Origin of the sequence: Enterococcus raffinosus (assembly GCF_001886185.1) — a bacterium.
GTDB classification, from domain to species: Bacteria; Bacillota; Bacilli; order Lactobacillales; family Enterococcaceae; genus Enterococcus_A; species Enterococcus_A raffinosus.
On sequence record NZ_JXLA01000009.1, the window covers coordinates 87,978 to 107,827 of the forward strand.

Annotated in this window: 15 protein-coding genes; 10 read left to right on the top strand and 5 right to left on the bottom strand. The window is 42.4% G+C overall.

What is annotated here, in order from left to right:
* The first annotated feature begins 126 nt into the window (after positions 1-126).
* Positions 127-1,005 (top strand): YitT family protein, encoded by an 879-nt coding sequence (locus RV13_RS06645; RefSeq protein WP_028021118.1) that lies wholly within the window; start codon positions 127-129, stop codon positions 1,003-1,005.
* 301 nt (positions 1,006-1,306) lie between these two features.
* Positions 1,307-3,190 (top strand): acyltransferase family protein, encoded by a 1,884-nt coding sequence (locus tag RV13_RS06650; RefSeq protein WP_010746512.1) that lies wholly within the window; start codon positions 1,307-1,309, stop codon positions 3,188-3,190.
* A 23-nt stretch (positions 3,191-3,213) separates the two neighbouring features.
* Here the strand turns inward: RV13_RS06650 and RV13_RS06655 are convergent, their stop codons facing one another.
* Positions 3,214-3,489 (bottom strand): GIY-YIG nuclease family protein, encoded by a 276-nt coding sequence (locus RV13_RS06655; protein ID WP_010746511.1) that lies wholly within the window; start codon positions 3,487-3,489, stop codon positions 3,214-3,216.
* Positions 3,479-4,213 carry a tRNA1(Val) (adenine(37)-N6)-methyltransferase gene (locus RV13_RS06660; RefSeq protein ID WP_010746510.1) on the bottom strand — a complete coding sequence of 245 codons (735 nt, stop codon included), beginning with the start codon at positions 4,211-4,213 and terminating at the stop codon, positions 3,479-3,481. Before RV13_RS06660 ends, RV13_RS06655 begins: the two co-directional genes overlap by 11 nt.
* A 75-nt stretch (positions 4,214-4,288) precedes the next feature.
* Here RV13_RS06660 and RV13_RS06665 point away from each other — a divergent pair, with 75 nt between their 5' ends.
* On the top strand, positions 4,289-4,918 hold the full coding sequence (locus tag RV13_RS06665; protein ID WP_010746509.1) for a lysophospholipid acyltransferase family protein: 630 nt from the start codon (positions 4,289-4,291) through the stop codon (positions 4,916-4,918).
* A gap of 63 nt (positions 4,919-4,981) precedes the next feature.
* On the opposite strand, the gene RV13_RS06670 is transcribed toward RV13_RS06665, so the two are convergent.
* Positions 4,982-5,710: a DUF554 domain-containing protein gene (locus tag RV13_RS06670; protein ID WP_010746508.1), complete on the bottom strand. Its 729-nt coding sequence runs from the start codon at positions 5,708-5,710 to the stop codon at positions 4,982-4,984.
* Positions 5,711-5,866: 156 nt separating this feature from the next.
* On the opposite strand from RV13_RS06670, the gene RV13_RS06675 reads away from it, so the two are divergent.
* Genes RV13_RS06675 through RV13_RS06685 form a run of 3 tightly spaced genes read left to right on the top strand, consistent with a single transcriptional unit; the run spans position 5,867 to position 13,302 of the window.
* Positions 5,867-7,018 (top strand): exonuclease SbcCD subunit D, encoded by a 1,152-nt coding sequence (locus RV13_RS06675; RefSeq protein ID WP_010746507.1) that lies wholly within the window; start codon positions 5,867-5,869, stop codon positions 7,016-7,018.
* Entirely contained in the window at positions 7,000-10,122 is a 3,123-nt protein-coding gene (locus RV13_RS06680) for an AAA family ATPase (RefSeq protein WP_010746506.1), read from the top strand. Before RV13_RS06675 ends, RV13_RS06680 begins: the two co-directional genes overlap by 19 nt.
* Complete coding sequence (locus tag RV13_RS06685; RefSeq protein WP_010746505.1) at positions 10,123-13,302, top strand: DEAD/DEAH box helicase; 3,180 nt, start codon at positions 10,123-10,125, stop codon at positions 13,300-13,302.
* Positions 13,303-13,323: 21 nt separating this feature from the next.
* Here RV13_RS06685 and RV13_RS06690 read toward each other — a convergent pair whose 3' ends face one another.
* Positions 13,324-14,043: an HAD family hydrolase gene (locus tag RV13_RS06690; protein WP_010746504.1), complete on the bottom strand. Its 720-nt coding sequence runs from the start codon at positions 14,041-14,043 to the stop codon at positions 13,324-13,326.
* Positions 14,044-14,822: 779 nt separating this feature from the next.
* On the opposite strand from RV13_RS06690, the gene spxA reads away from it, so the two are divergent.
* Positions 14,823-15,221, top strand: a complete 399-nt coding sequence (gene spxA, locus RV13_RS06695; protein WP_010739854.1) for a transcriptional regulator SpxA — start codon at positions 14,823-14,825, stop codon at positions 15,219-15,221.
* Between the two features lie 35 nt (positions 15,222-15,256).
* Here spxA and RV13_RS06700 read toward each other — a convergent pair whose 3' ends face one another.
* Positions 15,257-15,862: an HAD family hydrolase gene (locus RV13_RS06700; protein WP_010746502.1), complete on the bottom strand. Its 606-nt coding sequence runs from the start codon at positions 15,860-15,862 to the stop codon at positions 15,257-15,259.
* A gap of 223 nt (positions 15,863-16,085) precedes the next feature.
* Here RV13_RS06700 and RV13_RS06705 point away from each other — a divergent pair, with 223 nt between their 5' ends.
* The 3 genes from RV13_RS06705 (at position 16,086) to pepF (ending at position 19,816) form a co-directional block, all read left to right on the top strand.
* Complete coding sequence (locus RV13_RS06705) at positions 16,086-16,730, top strand: adaptor protein MecA (RefSeq protein WP_010746501.1); 645 nt, start codon at positions 16,086-16,088, stop codon at positions 16,728-16,730.
* 137 nt (positions 16,731-16,867) lie between these two features.
* Positions 16,868-17,866, top strand: coding sequence for a competence protein CoiA (locus RV13_RS06710; RefSeq protein ID WP_010746500.1), 999 nt, complete (start codon positions 16,868-16,870; stop codon positions 17,864-17,866).
* A 132-nt stretch (positions 17,867-17,998) separates the two neighbouring features.
* Positions 17,999-19,816 (top strand): oligoendopeptidase F, encoded by a 1,818-nt coding sequence (pepF, locus tag RV13_RS06715; RefSeq protein WP_010746499.1) that lies wholly within the window; start codon positions 17,999-18,001, stop codon positions 19,814-19,816.
* The last annotated feature ends 34 nt before the right edge of the window (positions 19,817-19,850 follow it).

Below are 19,850 nucleotides of genomic sequence, written 5' to 3' on the forward strand. Positions count from 1 at the left end.
TTCATATTTCTAATAACTCTAAGAATATACTAAGAGAAGTGCCTGCCATCATGGTAGGTGCTTTCTTTTTTTTATGAAAATACGTATAATGTGAGTGAAATTTTGAAATGAGGCGGACATAACATGATGAAAAAGAAGATAGAGGAGTGGCCCCATCACGATTACGCCACCCGATTATCTGTCGCAGTTGTTTATGCATTTTTAGCGGCGATTGCCGTAAACTTTTTTTACCAACCAGGACACATTTATTCCAGCGGAGCGACCGGCTTCGCGCAAATCTTAACGACCTTGTCGCACCGTGTGATTGGCTTTACGGTGCCTGTATCCATCACTTTATTTTTGATCAACGTGCCCTTGTTTTTCTTGGCATGGTTTAAGATTGGTCATAAGTTTACGATTTTTACATTCATCACCGTTTTCTTAACGTCGTTCTTCATTCACATTATTCCCCAAACGACATTAACGAAAGATCCGATCATTTGTGCGATCTTTGGTGGGGCGATCATGGGTGTCGGTATCGGCTTTGCCTTGAAGAATGGCTTGTCTTCTGGCGGATTGGATATTTTGAGTATTACAATTCGTAAGCGAACAGGAACTTCCGTTGGCTCGATCTCGATCATTTTTAATATTATGATCATGCTGATGGCGGGAATTCTATTTAGCTGGCAATACATGTTCTATTCTGCTTTGGCGATCTTCATGAGTGGAAAATTGACCGACGCGCTTTATACAAAGCAGCGCAAGATGCAGGTCATGATCGTTACGAAATGTCCCGACCAAGTGATCAATGGTATTCAAGATCAAATGCGTCGCGGGATCACGATCATCAACGAAGCGGAAGGGGCGTATAAGCACGACAAGCAGACCGTTTTATTCACCGTCGTTACCCGCTTTGAATTGCCGGTATTGGAGTCAATCATGCGGGAAAATGATCCTGATGCCTTTGTAAGTATCTCAGAAAATGTACGAATCATGGGACGCTTTTACGAAGAATCCATGGATTAAAAGGACTAAAAAGTTGGGACAATTGTCTCAACTTTTTTTACGAGTCAAACGCTGGTTCGTAAAATCTGCTGGAAAACTGTCTCTTTCAGAAAATGGAGTGCAGGTTACTTAGTGGAGTATACTTAAATGAAGATGATTGGATCAAATTTGAGCTGGCTGAATCAAGTTTCTCATCAAACGTTCGTCTGCTAAAAACTAAAATATTTAGGAAATACTTTTTTTATTGAGAAAATGTTGCAGTTTGCAAAAATAATACGTATAGTTAATTTGATATTCTATAGTAAAGTTGGAAAGTAAACTTATGGGAAAAAGACTAAAGCATAGTCGCTATATTACTGGGTTTGATGGGATTCGTTCCCTAGCGGTAATCGGCGTAATTTTATATCATTTGATGCCTGCGCAAATGCGGGGCGGATATTTAGGGGTTCCTGTTTTTTTTGTGGTCTCGGGCTACTTGATCACAGATTTATTGTTGCAGGAATGGAAGCAGACCGGCCGAATTGATATCAAGCAATTCTATTATCGACGGATGAAGCGCTTGTATCCGGCGTTGGTTACAATGCTGATCGGGGCTTCGGCATACATAACATTATTTCAGCGGAACCTATTAAATAATTTACGAGGCAACGTCATAAGCAGTTTGTTCTATGTAAACAACTGGTGGCAGATCAATCATGGGATGTCTTACTTTGACCGCTTTTCTGGCGAATCTCCCTTTACCCATATTTGGTCGTTGGCTGTTGAGACACAGAACTACATTTTGTGGCCGATCGTGTTTGTTTTACTGATGAAGCTGGTGAAAAATAAGGGGAAAGTCTTTCTGGGAATTATCGGAGCGGCGTTCCTATCTGCTATTTTAATGGCGGTTTGGTTTGTTCCAGGGCAAGATCCGACGCGTGTCTACTACGGCACAGATACTCGTTTATTCTCGATCCTATTAGGTGGTGCATTGGCCTTTATTTGGCCAAGTACTCGACTGAAGGCCAAGATTCCACGGCAGGCGAAACGGATACTAAACGGCATTGGACTAGGTTCGTTGCTATTATTAGTTCTTGCCTTTCTCTTTATGCGAGACGATTGGTCCTTCGTTTATTACGGTGGGATGTTCTTAGTGAGCTTATTAAGTGTTTTACTCGTGGCTATTACGGCACATCCGGGAGCAAGCTGGAATCGTTGGTTGACGAATCCAGTCTTTTCATGGATCGGAAAACGCAGTTATGGGATCTATTTATATCAGTTTCCAGTAATGATCTTCTATGAAGCAAAGGTTAATGTTGCGAATCATACCTTTCTTCATACGATCATGGAAGTGATTCTGATTCTTTTTGTTACAGAGCTCTCTTATCGATATGTGGAGACACCGCTGCGTCGCTTCAATTACCGTCGAACCTTCACCTCATTGAAGCAATCATTTTGGGCGCCAATCAAAAGTCGCAGAAAAATCGGTTTTATCTTTTCGAGCGTGCTTACTATAATTGCCGTTGTCGGAGTAATTATCGCGCCGACAAATAAGGTCGATGCGAATCAGCAGGCATTGCAAAAGCAAATCGAACAAAATAAACAGGCGGCGAAGAAAACAGAGGTACAACCTTCAGGCAGTGACTCGACTGACGGCAGTGCGCCAACAGAGGAAACCACCAGCAGCTCGGAGGCACCGAAAAGTCTAGGAGATAAGTACAATCTTAGCAATCGTGAAGTCACCAAAGCGAAAAATCTAAAGGTGACAGCTTTCGGGGATTCTGTGTTACTAGCAGGTTCAAAAGGATTAACGGAAATTTTCCCTAATATGGTGGTAGATGGGGAAGTCGGACGACAACTGAAAGACAGTCCGCCACTTTTGCAAGCGTTGAAGGACAAGGGTGAGTTGAACGATACTGTCCTATTGAGTTTAGGAACAAATGGTGCTTTCAGCAAAGACGATTTTGCTCAGATCATGAATGTCTTAGGAGATAAGCATGAGGTCTTCATTATCAATACCCATGTCCCAACCCGACGTTGGCAGAATGATGTGAACGCGAATTTACAGGCTGCATCAAAGGAATATAAAAATGTTCATTTGATTGACTGGTATGATTTCAGTAACGATCATCCAGACTGGTTCTATGATGATCAAGTCCATCCAAACGATGTTGGCTCAGTTCATTATTGCCACCTGATCGCAAAAGAAATTTTAAAAGGGGTATAATCAAAAGAACGTTTTGTGAGGGATCACAAAACGTTCTTTTTTTGGTTGTCTTGTATATATTTTTCCTTTTGTTTACGAGGTAGTTTTTTAAAGGCAGCTTCGGCTTTTGTTGCTTCGCTGCGTGTTTCAAAGCGTTCGGCATGGATCATCTGCACAGGTCGGCGGCTTTTGGGATGCGTGTATTTTGCTCCTGTTCCAGCGTTGTGTTCAGCTAAACGTCGTGTCAGATCCGTCGTATATCCACCGTAAAAGCTGTGATCACTGCAAAGAAGGACATAAAAGAATTGATCAGTTGCCATAAAGCATCTCCTGTAAGTCGGCTGAGTAGCTGCCGGATTGGTCATACGTATATAATGGTGGAAGAAAACGCAACCCCTCGCTTTTGCCATCCTTGATTCCTTCGATCAAAAGGGTGTTGGCTTCTTTTCCTGGTTTAGGATAAACAAATTGGATCCGTTTAGGTGCGAGACGATGGGCACGCAGACAATCCACGATCTCCAAAAAGCGGTCCGGGCGATGAACCATCGCAAAACGACCATTCATTTTCAACAGCTTTGCAGAGACACTGACGACATCTTCTAGTGTCGCGTGAATCTCGTGGCGAGCAATCGCTAAATGGGGATTCGGATTTTTTTGACTAGTAGGCAGCTCCTTAAAATAAGGCGGATTGCAGACCACTAAATCTGTCGAGTCCGCTCTGAAAACATCAAATGTTTTTTTGAGATCCAGCTCGTGCATTGTCATTTGTTCTTCTAAATGGTTCAAAGCGATACTTCGCTGTCCCATATCAGCGAGGCGAGGCTGGAGTTCGATCTGATCAATGGTTGCGGCTGTTTTTCGACTCAAAAAAAGCCCAATTGCCCCATTTCCGGCGCAAAGATCAATGATTTTGCCGCGTTTTGGTACACGAGCGAAATTTGCTAGTAAGACTGCATCGATCGAGAAAGAAAAGACTTCTGAGCTTTGGATAATTTGGATATCCTCGGCGTAAAGCTGATCGATCCGTTCACCATTTCTTAACAATTTCTTTTGCCCCCTTAAAAAAATCATACCGTTGTATTATACTACGTTTAGTGAGTACACTGAAAGGAAGAAAAAATGTTTTTTAAATTTATTCGTGTCATCGTTCGCGTCCTCTTAGCCATCATCAATGGCAATGCGCACTATCAAAATAAAGAGAAATTGCCAGAAGGAAATTACATTTTGGTCGCTCCTCACCGAACATGGTGGGACCCGTTTTATATGGCGCTTGGTGCATCACCAAAGCAATTCAGCTTCTTGGCTAAAGCGGAGCTCTTCAAAAATCCGATTCTGCGTTTTATCTTGGTCCATTTGAATGCTTTTCCTGTGGATCGTGATAAGCCTGGACCCAGCGTTGTAAAACGACCAGTAAAAATGTTGAAGGATTCTGATAAAGGCTTGATCATGTTTCCGAGCGGCACGCGCCATTCATCCGAATTAAAAGGCGGAATGGCTTTGATTTCACGTCTATCGAAGAAACCGATCGTTCCATCCGTTTATCAAGGACCAACTAAATTCTCACACCTGTTCAAACGGACTCCCGTGATTATTCGGTATGGCGATCCGATCGATATTTCCGATATCAAGAAAATGGATAAGGCTGGTTTGGCGGAAGTAGAGCGTAGAGTTCAAGGTGCGTTCGATCAGCTGGATCATGAGATTAATCCAAACTATAAATACGTGGCTAAAGAAAAGGACGCTGAGTAGTTCAGCCATAAACGATAAACAAAACAGGTATCCATCTCAAAATTGAGAGGATACCTGTTTTGTTTATCCTAATAAGGGAAGAATCCAAGTGGTCCATATCCAACTGATAGGCATCACTAAGAGCATCGCCGGAATCATGTCAGCGGTCGGAAACATCTTGACCTTAATCATACGAAAACCGGTGGCAAGCATTAGAAAGCCACCGCAGGCTTTAAAATCCAGAATCATGGCTGGCGTAGTCAAAGGGAAAACGACTGTCGCGACTAAAAATAAACAGAAAAAAATGAGGAATTGCGGGATCGCGATGACAGAGACCACATAACCGATATTGCAGGCGAAAATCGCAGCGGTAAAGAAATCGAGAATTGATTTTGCGATTAGGATCGTATGATCTCCCGTCATTCCTTCTGTTAGGCTGCCGAATATTCCAGTCCCGCTGGCGCAAAAAAGGACGACAATAGTGACGAGTGTACTCATGTAGTCGTCGTATGAAAGCTTTAACTCCTGTTGCGGGAATTTCGCGATGGGTTTTTGCATCAAGGTTGCTGCCGCATTAATCTTTTGATTAAAATTTAAGAGCAGTCCTAATGATGTACCTAAAATGATGGCTAAGATCACGGCGGGCATATTTGCCATTTGACTGATGCTGGGAATCCCCATCGCCATAGAACAAACGCCGAAGATCAAGGTGATTTGCACTTTGAAATCTTCAGAGAGTAGATGGCCTAAGAAGCCGCCCAAGAGCCCTCCGATAATGATGGATAAAGAATTAATAATAATACCGATTGGCACAAAATTTCCTCCTTTTTTTTGTCACTTGATTTATCGTAGCGCAAAATTCGTTGAAGAGAAAGCTTTTTATGAAACGATACTCACTTGCCTAGCAGAAAAAAATGCTGAATCGTGTTATACTTTTGGGAAGGACTAAATGAGGAAAAGGGTGGATCAATGAAAGTTTTACATACGGCTGACTGGCATATCGGAAAAAAGCTTCACGGGTATGATTTACTGCCAGATCAAGCATACATTCTTGATCAAATCAAAAAAATCGCAAAAGAAGAAGCGGTGGATGCCATCGTGATCGCGGGAGATTTGTATGATCGGTCAGTACCGTCTGAAGAGAGTGTCCGGTTATTAAATCAAACAATCGCAGACTGGAACTTGCATGAGGGGTTTCCTTTGCTGGCGATTTCAGGCAATCATGATAGTGCGACCCGCTTAGCTACGGGAGCGCCTTGGTTCAATCAAGCGAATTTCCATCTACATACTCGTTTGGCAGAAGCCTTCACTCCAATCGAAATGGCGGATACACAATTTTATCTTTTGCCCTATTTTGAACCCGTTGATGCACGGATTTATTTCGAAGACCCTGAGCTGCGAACGATTCAGCAGGCAATGCCTAAAGTAATACAAAAAATAGAGGAATCTTTTGATCCAGCGAAAAGTCATGTATTGGTGAGTCATTTTTTTGTTGCAGGGAGCAGCAAGACAGACTCTGAAACGAAGATTGAGGTTGGTGGCCTTGATGGGATCAACGGTACTTTATTAGAGGCGTTTGACTATGTGGCGCTGGGACACCTTCATGGCAAGGATGCGTTGAAGCTCGCGAATGCTCGCTATAGCGGCTCGCCATTAAAATATTCTCTATCAGAAAAGGACCAAACAAAAGGGGTTTGGATCGTGGAGACGGAAACGGGAGAGTTCACTTTTCGGGAGGTAACACCGCTGCATGAGATTCAGGAGCTGCAGACGAGCTTTGCTTCTTTATTAGATCCGACGTTTTATTCTGCTATTGATCGGGAAAATTATCTCTCGATCCTCTTAGAAGATCGAGCGGTGATTCCCAATTTGATGAATCAGCTGCGCCAGGTTTATCCGCGGATTATTCAAGTGGAACGGGCCAATGGCTTTGAAACAGCAGTCGAAGCTCGACTGAAAACAGAAAATATCAAGGAAAAATCTCCTATTGCCTTAACCGAAGATTTCTTTATGGACGTTTCGCAAAATGAATTAACAACCTTACAAAAGCAATGGATTGAAGAGGGCTTACATACGATCCTTAAAGAAGGAGGCGCAAGCGAATGCTTCCGAAGAAAATAATCATGGAAAATTTCGGTCCGTTTCTTCATGAAGAAGTGGACTTTGAAGAAATGTCTGATGCGCCGCTGTTTTTGATCAGTGGAAAGACAGGTGCGGGCAAGACTACGATTTTTGATGCCATCACCTTTGCTTTATACGGAGATGCTTCCGGTGGGGTCCGCTCATCAAATGAAATTCGCTCGTCCTTTGCTGAGCCCACGGAAGAAACCCGCGTTCAATTTCTATTTGAACATCAAGGACGGCAATATTCGATTGAGCGCTGGCCTAAACAAACATTGGCTAAGAAAAACGGTAAAGGCGAGACAACGAAGAATCAAAAAGTTCAACTGAGTATTTATAATGACGCAGGTCAAGAAGCGGAGGCCTATACAAAGGTTGATGCGGTGAATGAAGTGATCTATCAGATTCTGCATTTACAAAAGGATCAATTTCGTCAGATCGTGATGCTGCCGCAGGGAGAGTTTCGAACCTTCTTAAATGCCAACAGTACAGAAAAAGAAACGGTGTTACGCAGTTTATTCGGAACGAATATTTATCGTAATTTTACCGATAGCCTGAAGCAGCAAAAGAGCGAATTGGAAAAATCAGTCAGCGAGCTGACGACCCGCATTGATCAGCTGTTTCAGCAGGTTATCAGTGAAAAAGGAGCCACCTATGAAGAATCTCTGATTTTTGCGAAGGATTATCTTTTGGAGGAGGAACAGGCACTTCAAAAGAGCCAAAAGGAGTTGGCGGAAAAACAGGCGGAGCAAAAAGCGCTTCAGCAGAAATTCCAGCAGGCGCAGGAGCTTTGTGAGAACTTCAATCAAGCAGAGGAAACCCAGCAGCAGCTACAGGAATTAGAGGAACAGCTTCCTGAACAGGCGGAGAAAAAAAGTCGACTAGTTCAGGCACAAAAAATCGAAAAATTGCGACCGACCTATGAGCGGGTCCAAGAGTTGGAACTTCTTCAAAAAAAGCAAAATCAAGAAGCTGATGAAAATCAACAACAAGCAGAGGCGTTAGAGACACGCTATGCGGAGTACCAAAGAATTACCGCTGATTTTGAAAATAGTAAATCTGAATGGGCAGCGAAAGAAAAAGAACTCCAAAGCTTGGAATCTTTTCGACCTTTAGTTGAACAAAGAGAGCAGCTAACGACGCAAAAAGCGAAGTTCGTTGAACAACAGACCCAGCAGCAAACCCAACTGACGTTGATCAATGAGAAAATAAAGGCTTGTGAAGAAAAGCAAAAAACGTTGGAAGCCAAGCGGCAGACTGAAAAAGCTTGGCAGGAGCGACGGTATGAGGAACTGCAATATCAGCAAAAAATTCTGCAATTGCTGGAGCTAGATAAGCAGATCTTTGATCAACAGGAAGAGGAAGAAGATCAGCAGATCAAGCTGGCTCAATTGGTTGAAACAGCGAGTCGTACTAGCAATCAATTAACGAGTGAAACAGCAATCTATAAGAAATTAAAGAGTCAATGGGCATCTGCGGAGATTGCTCGCTTGAGTATGGATCTTCTACCGGGTGAGCCTTGTCCGGTTTGCGGCTCGAAGGAGCATCCTAATCCTGCGCAGCATGAAGAAATGTCTACGGAAAATCTGGGACAATTGCAGGTAGCACTCGAAACACAAGAAGCTCGTATCAAACAGCTGGAACTACAAAAGGAGCAGGCGGAAGCTCGTTATGAAGTAGCGATGAAGGCATTTGACCACCTGCAAAATGAACGATTAGCCGCACAGGAATCTCTGGAGCAGCAACTTCAGGATTGCCAGAAGGCTTTCCAGGAGTATTATCAGCTAGAGGTAGCTGCTGAAATAGCGGAGCTTACAGAGTTTCTCAAGCAGCAACAGGCTGAAACAACGAAGGCTTTGGTTGAGATCACTGAAGCCGATCATGCGTTACAGCAAATGACAACAGAACTCACTGAGGATCGAACAAAAAAAGAGGAGGCTGAAGCAAGTCTTCATACACTCAATGGTGAGCTGCAAACGCTTCAAGGCAGACTTGCTGGATTAGAAGAGCAGACAGCTGCTTGGCAATTAGCAGAGCTTGAAGTCCGTATCAAGGAATTATCAGAAAGCCTGTCAGAATACCGTAAACAACTTCTAGCACACGAAAAGCGGATGAAGGAAACGGAGCAGCAGCGGATTCGATTGCAAGAGAACCAAAAGCTGTTGATGAAGCAGCAGCTAGAAACATCGGAGAGTCTGCAGCAGTATCAGGAACAATTACAGCAACAATTCGTTGAAGCAGGCTTAGACATGACCGATTTAACAGCGCCAGCGCTTAATCTTTCAGCATTGGAAAAAGAGATTGCGGCTTTCGATCAAGAGTTATTGATTTTAAGAGATCGACAGGAGCGTTTAAAAGCAGCCATCAAAGGGCGAGAAAAACCCGAGTTGGCGCCTCTACAGCAGCAGTTGGCGGAAAAAGAAGAAGAGCTCTCCCAATTCCAGCAGCAGCATTATGGAAAGGAAAATCAATTGCGTCAGCAGCGTGAGCTGGTCGAAGCAATCGAAGCGCTCCAGCAGCAAAGTAAGGGACAGTTGGATGAATTGAGCCAAATGATCCAGCTGTATCAGACGATGAACGGAGACAATCCACAAAAAATCAGTTTGGAGCGTTATGTGCTGCAATGGTATCTCGCTGAGGTGCTGGAAAGCGCCAATCAGCAGCTGAATCAGCTGACGAAAGGCCGATATCGCTTTGAATTGAAGCAGGAGACCGGACGTTCAAAGGGCAATACAGGCTTGGAGATCAACGTATATGATGACAATGCCGGTGCGACCCGCAGTTCCCATACACTGTCAGGCGGTGAAAGCTTTATTGCTGCACTTTCTCTGGCATTAGGGCTAGCGGAAGTGATACAAAACCAAGCTGGCGGCGTGACGATTGAAGCACTATTTATTGATGAAGGCTTCGGCTCTTTAGATGAAGAAGCGTTAGAAATGGCGATGGAGGCCTTAGAAGGCATCGAAAATGCGGGGCGGATGATTGGTATCATCAGTCACGTAAGAGAGTTGAAGGAACGTATCCCACAACAAATTATTGTGGAAACTAGCGGAACGGGACGCAGCAGTATTCGTTACCAGCTAGAAGGATGGAGTGAAACGTAAATGAGATGGAGTATTCCAGAAAAAGTGATCGAACGCGGCAGAACGTACTTGAAAGAGGGGCGGGTCTTATCCGTTGAGGCAGACCCTGCTCGGCGTGTTTGGCATGGTGAAGTATTAGGCAGTGAACTTTATCTGGTTGATTTAGATGGCAGTGGAAAAGAAAATGATATTTGTGCGTGTCCTTATTGGGAGGAACATGGTTATTGCAAGCACACTGTAGCAGTAGAATTGTATTTGCGGGAAAAAGGACTGTCTCGTGTGATCAAACCTGAAACAGTGCTGCCTAAGAAAATGGAGAGCAGTGTGTCCTTTGCGGATTTGTTGAATCAAGGCTTTTCTCGTTTGGCTAAAGAAGCCGAACCGTTGCAATCCTTGTTTGTTGAATTCGTAGTCGAAGCGATCCCCACCAATCCTTATCATCCTGAATTGGATGTATTGGCGGTGTCACTGCGCATCGGCAGCAATCTAAGCAAACGCAGCTACATTGTAAAAAATTTGTACGACTTTTTGCATGCTTATCAAACGGATTCGGCTTATACCGTCAATAAGCAATACAAATTCCAGATTGAAGCCGGCGCCTTTGACCCTAAATGCCGCGATTTGATCGAGGATTTAGTTGGAGTCAGCGAGACGTATCAGCTATTAGGAAAAGCCGGACTGCAGGTCAAGGGGAAATTAGACAAGCGCTACCTTCTATTGCCTGTCCACCGAATACAGGAATTATTGGAAGCGATGGAGAAAACGGGGAATTTGAGTATTCATTTGGGTGATAAGGTCTATTCAGAAGTCCACGAAGGACAAGAATTGCCGTTAACCTTCACGCTAGAAAAACGTGGAGAAAACGATTTCGGCTTAACGATCGAGGATGGTTTTACGAACTACTATAGCAATTATTTCATGGGCTTTGTAGAGAATTCCTATTACCTGATGACCCATGAGCAGCAGGATACGTATATCACATTGAAGCAGCTGATGAAGCGCTTGAAAGAACCAGTTATCGCCTATGAGCAACGACAGCTTTCACAATTGTTTACAGAGGTCTTTCCTTATTTACGGAAAATCGGACGTGTCATTGTAGCTGATGAGGTGGCGGAAATTATGAAGGAAGAGCCGCTGCGAGCAGTGGTAATCTTCCGAAAGATTAAAGGGATGGTCAAGGCAGAGGCAGAATTCCACTACGGGAATGCCTACTTTTCTACCAACGAGGCCCACCAGCCCAAACTGCCTAATAATGTTGAGATTTTGCGGGATAGTAAGAAGGAGAAACAGATTCTAGACCTCTTTGATACGTACCGATATCAAAAAATCGATACTGGATTTGAGAAGAAGCTGCCGGTCAAAGAGAATCTGTACTATTTCTTCAAAGTCGAAATAGAAGAATTCAGACGCTATGCAGAAGTACGAATGGGGAAAAAGCTGCGTCAACTCTTCCTAGATGGGGAAGAATTCCAGCCGACCTTAGAAGTGAATCAAGAAGGCTCATGGCTGGACATCAAGTTTGATGTCACTGGTATCAAAGACAATGAGATTGATCAAGTCCTGAACAGCCTTTTGCGGAAGGATCGTTTTTATACGCTTGAAAACGGAGAGGTCTTGTCCTTTGATTCAGAGGCCTTCCAGCAAACAAGTGAGATGATTGGCCAGCTACGGGAACGCATCAGTGCAAAAGATGGGTTGATTCGCTTACCGAAGAGCCAAGGAATTATGCTGGAACAGCGATTGAAGGATAACCCGCAGGCACAGTTTAGCGAGAGCTTTACCACGATGGTACAGGATCTGACTCATCCTGAGGATTATCACGCTGCGCTGCCTGATACACTTCACGCAACACTGCGGCCTTATCAGGAAGCTGGTTTCCGCTGGCTGAAAATGCTTAGTGATTACGGTTTCGGCGGAATTTTAGCAGATGAGATGGGACTAGGGAAAACGATTCAAGTAATCACCTTTCTACTAGCTGAAAAAGCTCAGCAGCCGATCAAAGCACTGATCGTAACGCCAGCAAGTTTGGTTTATAACTGGCAGGCTGAGATCAAAAAATTCGCACCAAGTATGAATTCGGTAGTGGTTTCAGGAAACCGGAGTGAGCGTGAGCAATTACTTGCGGACGCGGAAGAAGTGGTCATCACTTCTTATGCAAGTCTGCGCCAAGACATCGATTTACATGAGGCGATGGGCTATCAATATATGATCCTTGATGAAGCACAGATGGTAAAAAATGCGGCAACGAAAACCTCCAGTGCCTTAAGAAATCTATCGATACCGCATCGCTTTGCGTTGAGTGGGACACCGATTGAGAATAACTTAGAAGAGCTTTGGTCACTATTCCAAACGGTGATGCCAGGATTCTTCCCGCCAATCGGACGTTTCCGTCAATTGGCGGTATCTGAGATCGCGAAGATGATTCAGCCATTTGTATTACGTCGAGACAAGGATACCGTCTTGCAAGAGCTGCCAGAGCGAATCGAGTCCAATGTTCTAAGCAGCCTGACTGAAGAGCAGAAAACCGTCTACTTGGCCTATCTGAAACGAATGCGGCAAGAAGTGGATCAAATGGATTCTGCGACCTTCCGCAAGCAGCGGGTAAGTATTTTAGCAGGACTGACACGTTTGCGACAAATTTGTGATGATCCTCGCCTCTTCATGGAAGGGTATGAGGGCGGTTCAGGCAAATTAGAGCAGGTCAAAGACTTGATTCATGCAGCAAAAGAAAATGGCAGACGTGTATTGCTGTTCTCTCAATTTACCAGCATGCTTTCCATTATTGAGAAGGAATTTGCGGAGGAAGGAATTTCCAGCTTCTATTTAAGAGGTAGTACGAAAGTTTCTGATCGTCTGAAAATGGTGGATGCCTTCAATGAAGGAGAAAAAGATGTCTTCTTGATTTCACTAAAAGCAGGGGGAACAGGATTGAATCTGACGGGGGCCGACACCGTTATTCTTTATGATCTATGGTGGAACCCTGCGGTGGAAGAGCAGGCCGCTGGTCGAGCACATCGAATCGGTCAGAAGAAAGTCGTTGAAGTTTGGCGAATGATTGCTGAAGGTACGATTGAGGAACGAATGAATCAACTGCAGCAGGAAAAACGTGAACTATTCCAAAAAGTGATCCAAGGCAATGAAGAACAATCCAGCAAGCTTACAGAAGAAGATATTCGCTTAATCTTGAGTTTGGGAGAATAAAAGTAGAAAAGTTTGCAGCGCTCAGCGTTGCAAACTTTTTTTATGGGTGATGGCGTTACTCAATTCGCTGAAAGACGTAATCTCCTTTTCAAACAACGCTGTTTGGCCCTTGGGGATCGCTCTTAACTGATGATTGAACCACCAAACAGACCAGTCGGCGGCTTTGGCCCCAACCACATCATTATCAAAACTGTCTCCGATATACAGTAGCTTGTCGGGTGTCAGATCAAGTTTCTTTTCCATTAATTTAAAAATCCTTGGATCCGGCTTTTGAATTTGGACGCCATCGGAGATTATGATCTTTTCTGAAGGAATCCAATGTGTTAGTTGTAGTGCATGGATCTTATCCTCTTGCCGCTTCACAGGTCCATTAGTAATGATTCCCAACGGCGTTTTCTGGGCGACTAAAAAATCTAGCATTGTACAGATCGCTGGTGGGAGTGAAATAGTTTGTAAGGCCTCATCATATGCTGTTTGAAAGGCATCAAGATCCGAATCATTTGGTGAGAATTCAAAATCAGATAAGGCCAGTCGGATACGTTCGTAGCGCATTTTCTCCAGCGACCATTCACCAGTGATCGATTTCATGTAATGGAAATCACTATAATAGCGAAAGCGAATGAACAATGCGTTCATTTTTTCAGTCGGGAATGTGGGAAAAAGCGAATGGATCGCTTCAGCAAACGGGGCTTGTTGCACATATAATGTATTATCTAAATCAAAAACAATTCCTTGAATCATCGGACCACTCCTAAATTATCAATGCCTTCATTATACCAAAAAATGCTTTTTTTATTGTTAGAAAACAAAAAAACAACATGTTTAGATGAGTGGTGTTATGTTATTCCGATTGATTCAGATGGAAAAAAACATAGCGTGTAGTCAATCAAAAATATTCTTACAAAAAAAAATAATGATTGAAAAGAGAAAAACACGTGAATTTTTAGGCTTCACCATTTTTTGAAAACCTTATAAAAATTTTGATTTTTTTTGATTTTTTGTAAGCTGTATCTATTTTATCTCATGATTTTACTGATAAAATTTAATACAGATTAAGGTTTTACCGTTCGCGATTAAGTAACTGCAAATTAATAACTATTGTCTTTTAATGAGCAATCTATTTTAAAATGATTCTAAAAAGACCTTGTAAAACAAAGTTTTTTTCGCGTGTTTTTTGTTTTTTAAAATATATTTTAATAATTTTGATAGAATAAAAAAATTATTTTTCGAATATAAAGTTGATAATTTGACAAAAAATCGCCACTCATTAATACAGATTACATACCTGTTATAACACTACCTTAAATGAGAGCCGCGCCACGGTTTTCTCATCTTGACAAACCATTGCTGTCGTGACACCCTTGCCCCCCTTAAGATAAATTAAATAACGCTAATATTTATAAAGAAAATACGTAGCACCTCTTTTTTTTGTTACCTTTTTTTTGTATAATAGAAACAGATAGCAGGAAGCTAGTATCACCTGTTACAAAAATTGAGAGTCAAGAAAAGGAGTGATATGCATGTTAACACTATATACTTCCCCTAGTTGTACATCATGTCGGAAAGCACGTGCTTGGCTACAGGAACATGAGATTCCTTACGTTGAACGAAATATTTTTTCTGAGCCATTGAACATCGATGAGTTGAAGGCCATTTTACAAATGACTGAGGACGGTACTGAAGAGATCATCTCTACCCGTTCAAAAGTTTTCCAAAAGTTGAACATGGATTTAGATGAATTGTCACTAAAAGAATTGTTGGACTTAGTTAAAGAGAATCCTGGATTGCTGCGTCGTCCGATCATGATAGACGAGAAGCGTCTGCAAGTTGGTTTTAACGAAGATGAAATTCGTCGTTTCTTACCACGAGACGTTCGCCAATATGAATTACGTCAAGCCCAATTAATGGCTGGATTATAGAGTAAATACCCCGCGATTGCGGGGTATTTTTTTCTTTATAATAGCTGAAGTCGCGTTAGTTCTTTTTCTAATGGAGGGAAGTTCTTTTTATAATGAAAGCCCCGCATACCAGTTTCTTCAGCAGCTAAAATATTGGCGGCCATGTCATCAATAAAATAGCATTCGGCAGGATTTAAGCCGAAATGACTATAAAAGGCTCGAAAGATCTCGTGCTCGGGTTTGGATAATCTCCAATCTGAAGAGATAAAGATCCCATCAAAGATGTCATGATTGGGGACTTTATCCTCATAGAGATAATAATCTTGTGGCGCATTCGACAGAATGTAGACATTTAAGCCCTTGTCCTTCAATCGTCGCGGTAATTCTGCCATATGTGGCAGGGGAGTTAGACCGTTATACCAGGATGCTAAAAGCTCTTCTGCAAGAGGGCGCAGTTCACGAGGCAAGCGAGTTTTGACTGATAAAAAGAGTTCATCTTTTGTCATGGTCCCTTTGTCATAACGCAGCCAATCCACTGAACCAAAGATTTCTGACACCAGCATTTTTTGCTTTTGAGGATCCGTCGTTTTTTCACGGACAAAGCGCATAGGGTCAAAATCGATTAAAACGTTTCCTAAATCAAACACAATACTCTTGATCATTAAAAGACCTCCTTTACCAAAGTATACGTCAGTTAGACGAGCATACAAGAACGATTCCTATTTATTAACGAAAACTTGAATTGAACAGACTTTGAGCTCGTGTTTGAAGTAGCGAGCCTTGTTTATTTATAGGAATTTAATAAAATTCGTCGGCTTTCTTTACTTTTAGTCGGAATCAGTTACAATGAACATATAATCTATCTTTAAAGTGAGGTGTGCCAAGATGGAGATGGAACACATCAATGAGAATACGATCCGCGTCATTATCGAGAATGAAGATTTAGCTGAACGAGGAATTACTTTTCTAGATTTACTAGGAAATCATCGTGAAATCGAATCTTTCTTCTATAGTATATTAGAGGAAGTCGATATCGAGGATGAGTTCAAGAGCAGTGAGGCTGTCACTTTCCAAGTACTTCCGAAGAATGACGGATTGGAGCTATTTATTAGTAAAAACCTGACACCTGAGGATCTCAATAAAATGAACAACTCAACAGAGTTCGAAACAAGTGATTTCGATCAATTGATTCGGCAGCAGATTTTAGCAAACTCTGAGAGTCTTGAAGAAGACGGAAAAGTAAGTCGATTACGGGTTTTTCAATTAAATAGTTTTGAAGACATGATTGAATTGTCGAGCTATCACTTTTTAGATGAGGCCTGGTGTGATTTATACCTGCTAGATGGGACATACTATCTGCAAGTCTATTTTGACCCTGAAGTTTTCGGTGAGTTCGGATTATCCGATGTGATCGCTGAAATTTTAGAATATGCTCAAGATTCTGCCGTTTCGACAGAAATGTTAGAGGAATATGGAAAGCTTTTGATGCATCGTGATGCAATCGAGATTACGCGTGCGCATTTCAATTAAAGTGTTCACTGCCATCGTTCGTTTGAACGGTGGTTTTTTGTCGTTCGTACAGCAAAAAGAAACGGGGATTCTGCAAAAAAAGAGCGGCTCGACAAAAGTTCGCGAAAAACTGCGTATCTTTTCATGAGGTGAGAAGAATGCTGTTTGCGTATACAAAAGAAAAAGAAATGATCCCAGCGTCAGAAAGTCACGAGGGCACTTCCTTTTACTGTCCAGATTGTGGAGAACGATTGATTCGAAAAGCGGGAAAAGTAAAGATTCCTCATTTCGCTCATCGGTGTAGTGGAGAGTGTCATGGGTTGAGTGAAGGGGAAACGCCTGAACATCTAGAGTTAAAGCAATTATTTTTTTCATGGGGAAATCAATTTGAACACGATTGGAAGCTGGAGGCACCATTGTCCGATTTGCCGCAGCGTCCCGATTTATTACAGAACAAATTGGCAGTGGAGATTCAATGTTCGTCAATCAAGGGGGCACGTTTGGCGGAACGAATGGCGGGATATCGCCAGCAGGGGTATCAAGATTGGTGGCTGCTGGGAAAGAAATTATGGCCTACGGACAAGTTTTCAGCCTTGCAAAAACAATTTTGCTCCTTTGATAAGGAGCGAGGCTTGCATCTTTGGCTAGTAGAAAAAGAGCAGATCCGTCTCCTTTATCATATTCATGAGATGGAGCAATTGATTTATTGCGAGGAGTGTTGGCCAAGCTGTTCACAGCCCTTGAGTGAAATAATCAAAGCTCCTGTAACTAAACGTCCTATACACCTTTTTCCTACGATAGAAAGTATTAGAAAACGAAAGCAGGCGCTAAGTCTTAAGCTGGTTCAAAGCAATCCGAAAATTCGAGTCTTGCAGCATTATTTTTATCAAGAGCGGCGACACGTATTGTATTTGCCGGATTGGATGTACTTCCCTAGTCGGTATTCCTTTTTTTATCACGATGATTTATTGGTGTTTCGTTTCTTGTTTCAAAAGGAAGGGAAGAATGCTTCAAGGATTTTTGACCAGTTTTTAGCCTATCGTGAAGAAAACCAAAGGGAATGGCTTTTTCATCGTATTGAACAGCGAGAAATATTGGAGCGCCTCTACTTAGAAGCTCTTTTTTGTCAAAGAAAGGCTAAAGTTTCATCTGCCTGACAGCTTTTAAAAATACTTTTTTCAAAATTGTGGTAAGATTGATGGTGATTAAATAGATGAGGGCTGTCTGTTCTTTATGGATTTATCATTATAAAAGAGCAGAAAATCTCAAAACAAGTTAGGAGTGTTTTTATGAGTGAAGCAAAACAATTGCCAAAACGGCAGGAAGTACCCACTGAACTGACTTGGGACTTAACTAAAATTTTTACAGATGACGCCGCCTTTGAAACAAAATTCCAGGCCTTATCTGATGAACTGACTGAAGTGGACAAGATCAAAGGGAGTTTAGGAAAAGGTGCGGCCGAATTTTTAACGGCGATCGAATATGTCTTAGATATTTATCGTAAGGCGGAAGTCATTTATGTATATGCTCATTTAAAAAATGATGAAGATACCGCCAATACGACGAACCAAGCATTGTATGCGCGAGCTTCTAGCTTAATTGCACAAGTGAGTGAAGCGGTTAGCTGGTTTGAGCCAGAAATGCTGGAGCTTTCTGACCAAGAAATCTGGTCATTTTTCGAAGCAGAGCCCAAATTAGAATTATATCGTCATTTTGTTGAGCAGATCATTTCAGAGCGAGCGCATGTCTTGCCGGCTGAACAGGAAGCCTTATTAGCAGGAGCCAGTGAAATTTTCAGCAGCTCAGCAGATACTTTTTCTGTCATGAACAACGCCGATCTTAAATTTCCAGTGGTACAAAATGAAGCAGGCGAAGATGTTCAATTAACACACGGTGTGTATGGTCAATTATTGGAAAGCACGGATCGAAAGGTGAGAGAACAAGCCTTTAAGGCGCTGTACTCAGTGTACCATCAATTCCGTAACACCTTTGCTTCAACCTTAAGCACGCATATTAAAGGGCATAATTACAAGGCGAAGATTCGCGGATATGCCTCTGCGCGGGCGGCTGCACTTAGCGGAAATCATATCCCGGAAGATGTTTATGAAACATTGACGCTAGTAGTCAACCAATATTTACCTCTATTGCATCGTTATGTGGAATTACGGAAAGAGCTGCTCGGTTTAGAAGAACTGCACATGTATGATTTGTACACACCGCTTTTAGCAGAAGCGCCAGTGAAGTTCACTTACGAAGAAGCACAGGCAAAAGCGTTAGAAGCATTGAAACCACTAGGTGAGGAATACTTAGAAGTCGTTAAAAAAGCCTTCGATGAACGCTGGATTGATGTTGTGGAAAATCAAGGGAAGCGCAGCGGGGCCTACTCTTCTGGTGCCTATGACACACAGCCATATATTTTATTAAACTGGCATGATCGCCTAGATGAATTGTATACATTGGTACATGAGATGGGTCATAGTGTTCATAGCTATTTCACACGACACACGCAACCTTATGTTTACGGTGATTACTCCATCTTCTTAGCCGAAATTGCTTCAACAACCAATGAGAATCTTTTGACCAGCTATCTATTGGAAACAGAAAAAGATCCCAAAATTCGGGCCTATATCATTAATCATTTCTTAGATGGCTTTAAGGGAACGATTTTCCGTCAGACGCAATTCGCGGAGTTTGAGCACTTTATTCATACAGAAGATGCTGCAGGAAATCCATTAACTAGCGAACACCTAAGCAAGTTTTACGGGGAACTAAACGCGAAGTATTATGGACCAATCGTAGTGAATGACGAAGAAATCAAGGATGAATGGTCAAGAATTCCGCATTTCTACTATAATTACTATGTTTACCAATATGCGACTGGTTTTTCTGCAGCAAGTGCCTTAGCGAAACGAATCGTAGAAGGCGAGCCAGATGCATTAGAAAAATACTTAACCTACTTAAAATCCGGCAGCAGTGATTACCCAATCGAGGTCATGAAGAAGGCAGGGGTTGATATGACTCAGCCAACCTATATTGAAGATGCGATGGAAATTTTTGCGCTACGATTAGATGAGCTGGAACAACTTGTCCAAGAACTAAAGGCATAAATAAAATGAACAGGGGCTTCGGCTCCTGTTTTTT

Coding starts and splice junctions, on each gene's coding strand:
- RV13_RS06645 (WP_028021118.1), top strand. CDS start 127: ATGAAAAAGAAGATAGAGGAGTGGCCCCATCACGATTACGCCACCCGA.
- RV13_RS06650 (WP_010746512.1), top strand. CDS start 1,307: ATGGGAAAAAGACTAAAGCATAGTCGCTATATTACTGGGTTTGATGGG.
- RV13_RS06655 (WP_010746511.1), bottom strand. CDS start 3,489: ATGGCAACTGATCAATTCTTTTATGTCCTTCTTTGCAGTGATCACAGC.
- RV13_RS06665 (WP_010746509.1), top strand. CDS start 4,289: ATGTTTTTTAAATTTATTCGTGTCATCGTTCGCGTCCTCTTAGCCATC.
- RV13_RS06675 (WP_010746507.1), top strand. CDS start 5,867: ATGAAAGTTTTACATACGGCTGACTGGCATATCGGAAAAAAGCTTCAC.
- RV13_RS06680 (WP_010746506.1), top strand. CDS start 7,000: ATGCTTCCGAAGAAAATAATCATGGAAAATTTCGGTCCGTTTCTTCAT.
- RV13_RS06685 (WP_010746505.1), top strand. CDS start 10,123: ATGAGATGGAGTATTCCAGAAAAAGTGATCGAACGCGGCAGAACGTAC.
- RV13_RS06690 (WP_010746504.1), bottom strand. CDS start 14,043: ATGATTCAAGGAATTGTTTTTGATTTAGATAATACATTATATGTGCAA.
- spxA (WP_010739854.1), top strand. CDS start 14,823: ATGTTAACACTATATACTTCCCCTAGTTGTACATCATGTCGGAAAGCA.
- RV13_RS06700 (WP_010746502.1), bottom strand. CDS start 15,862: ATGATCAAGAGTATTGTGTTTGATTTAGGAAACGTTTTAATCGATTTT.
- RV13_RS06705 (WP_010746501.1), top strand. CDS start 16,086: ATGGAGATGGAACACATCAATGAGAATACGATCCGCGTCATTATCGAG.
- RV13_RS06710 (WP_010746500.1), top strand. CDS start 16,868: ATGCTGTTTGCGTATACAAAAGAAAAAGAAATGATCCCAGCGTCAGAA.
- pepF (WP_010746499.1), top strand. CDS start 17,999: ATGAGTGAAGCAAAACAATTGCCAAAACGGCAGGAAGTACCCACTGAA.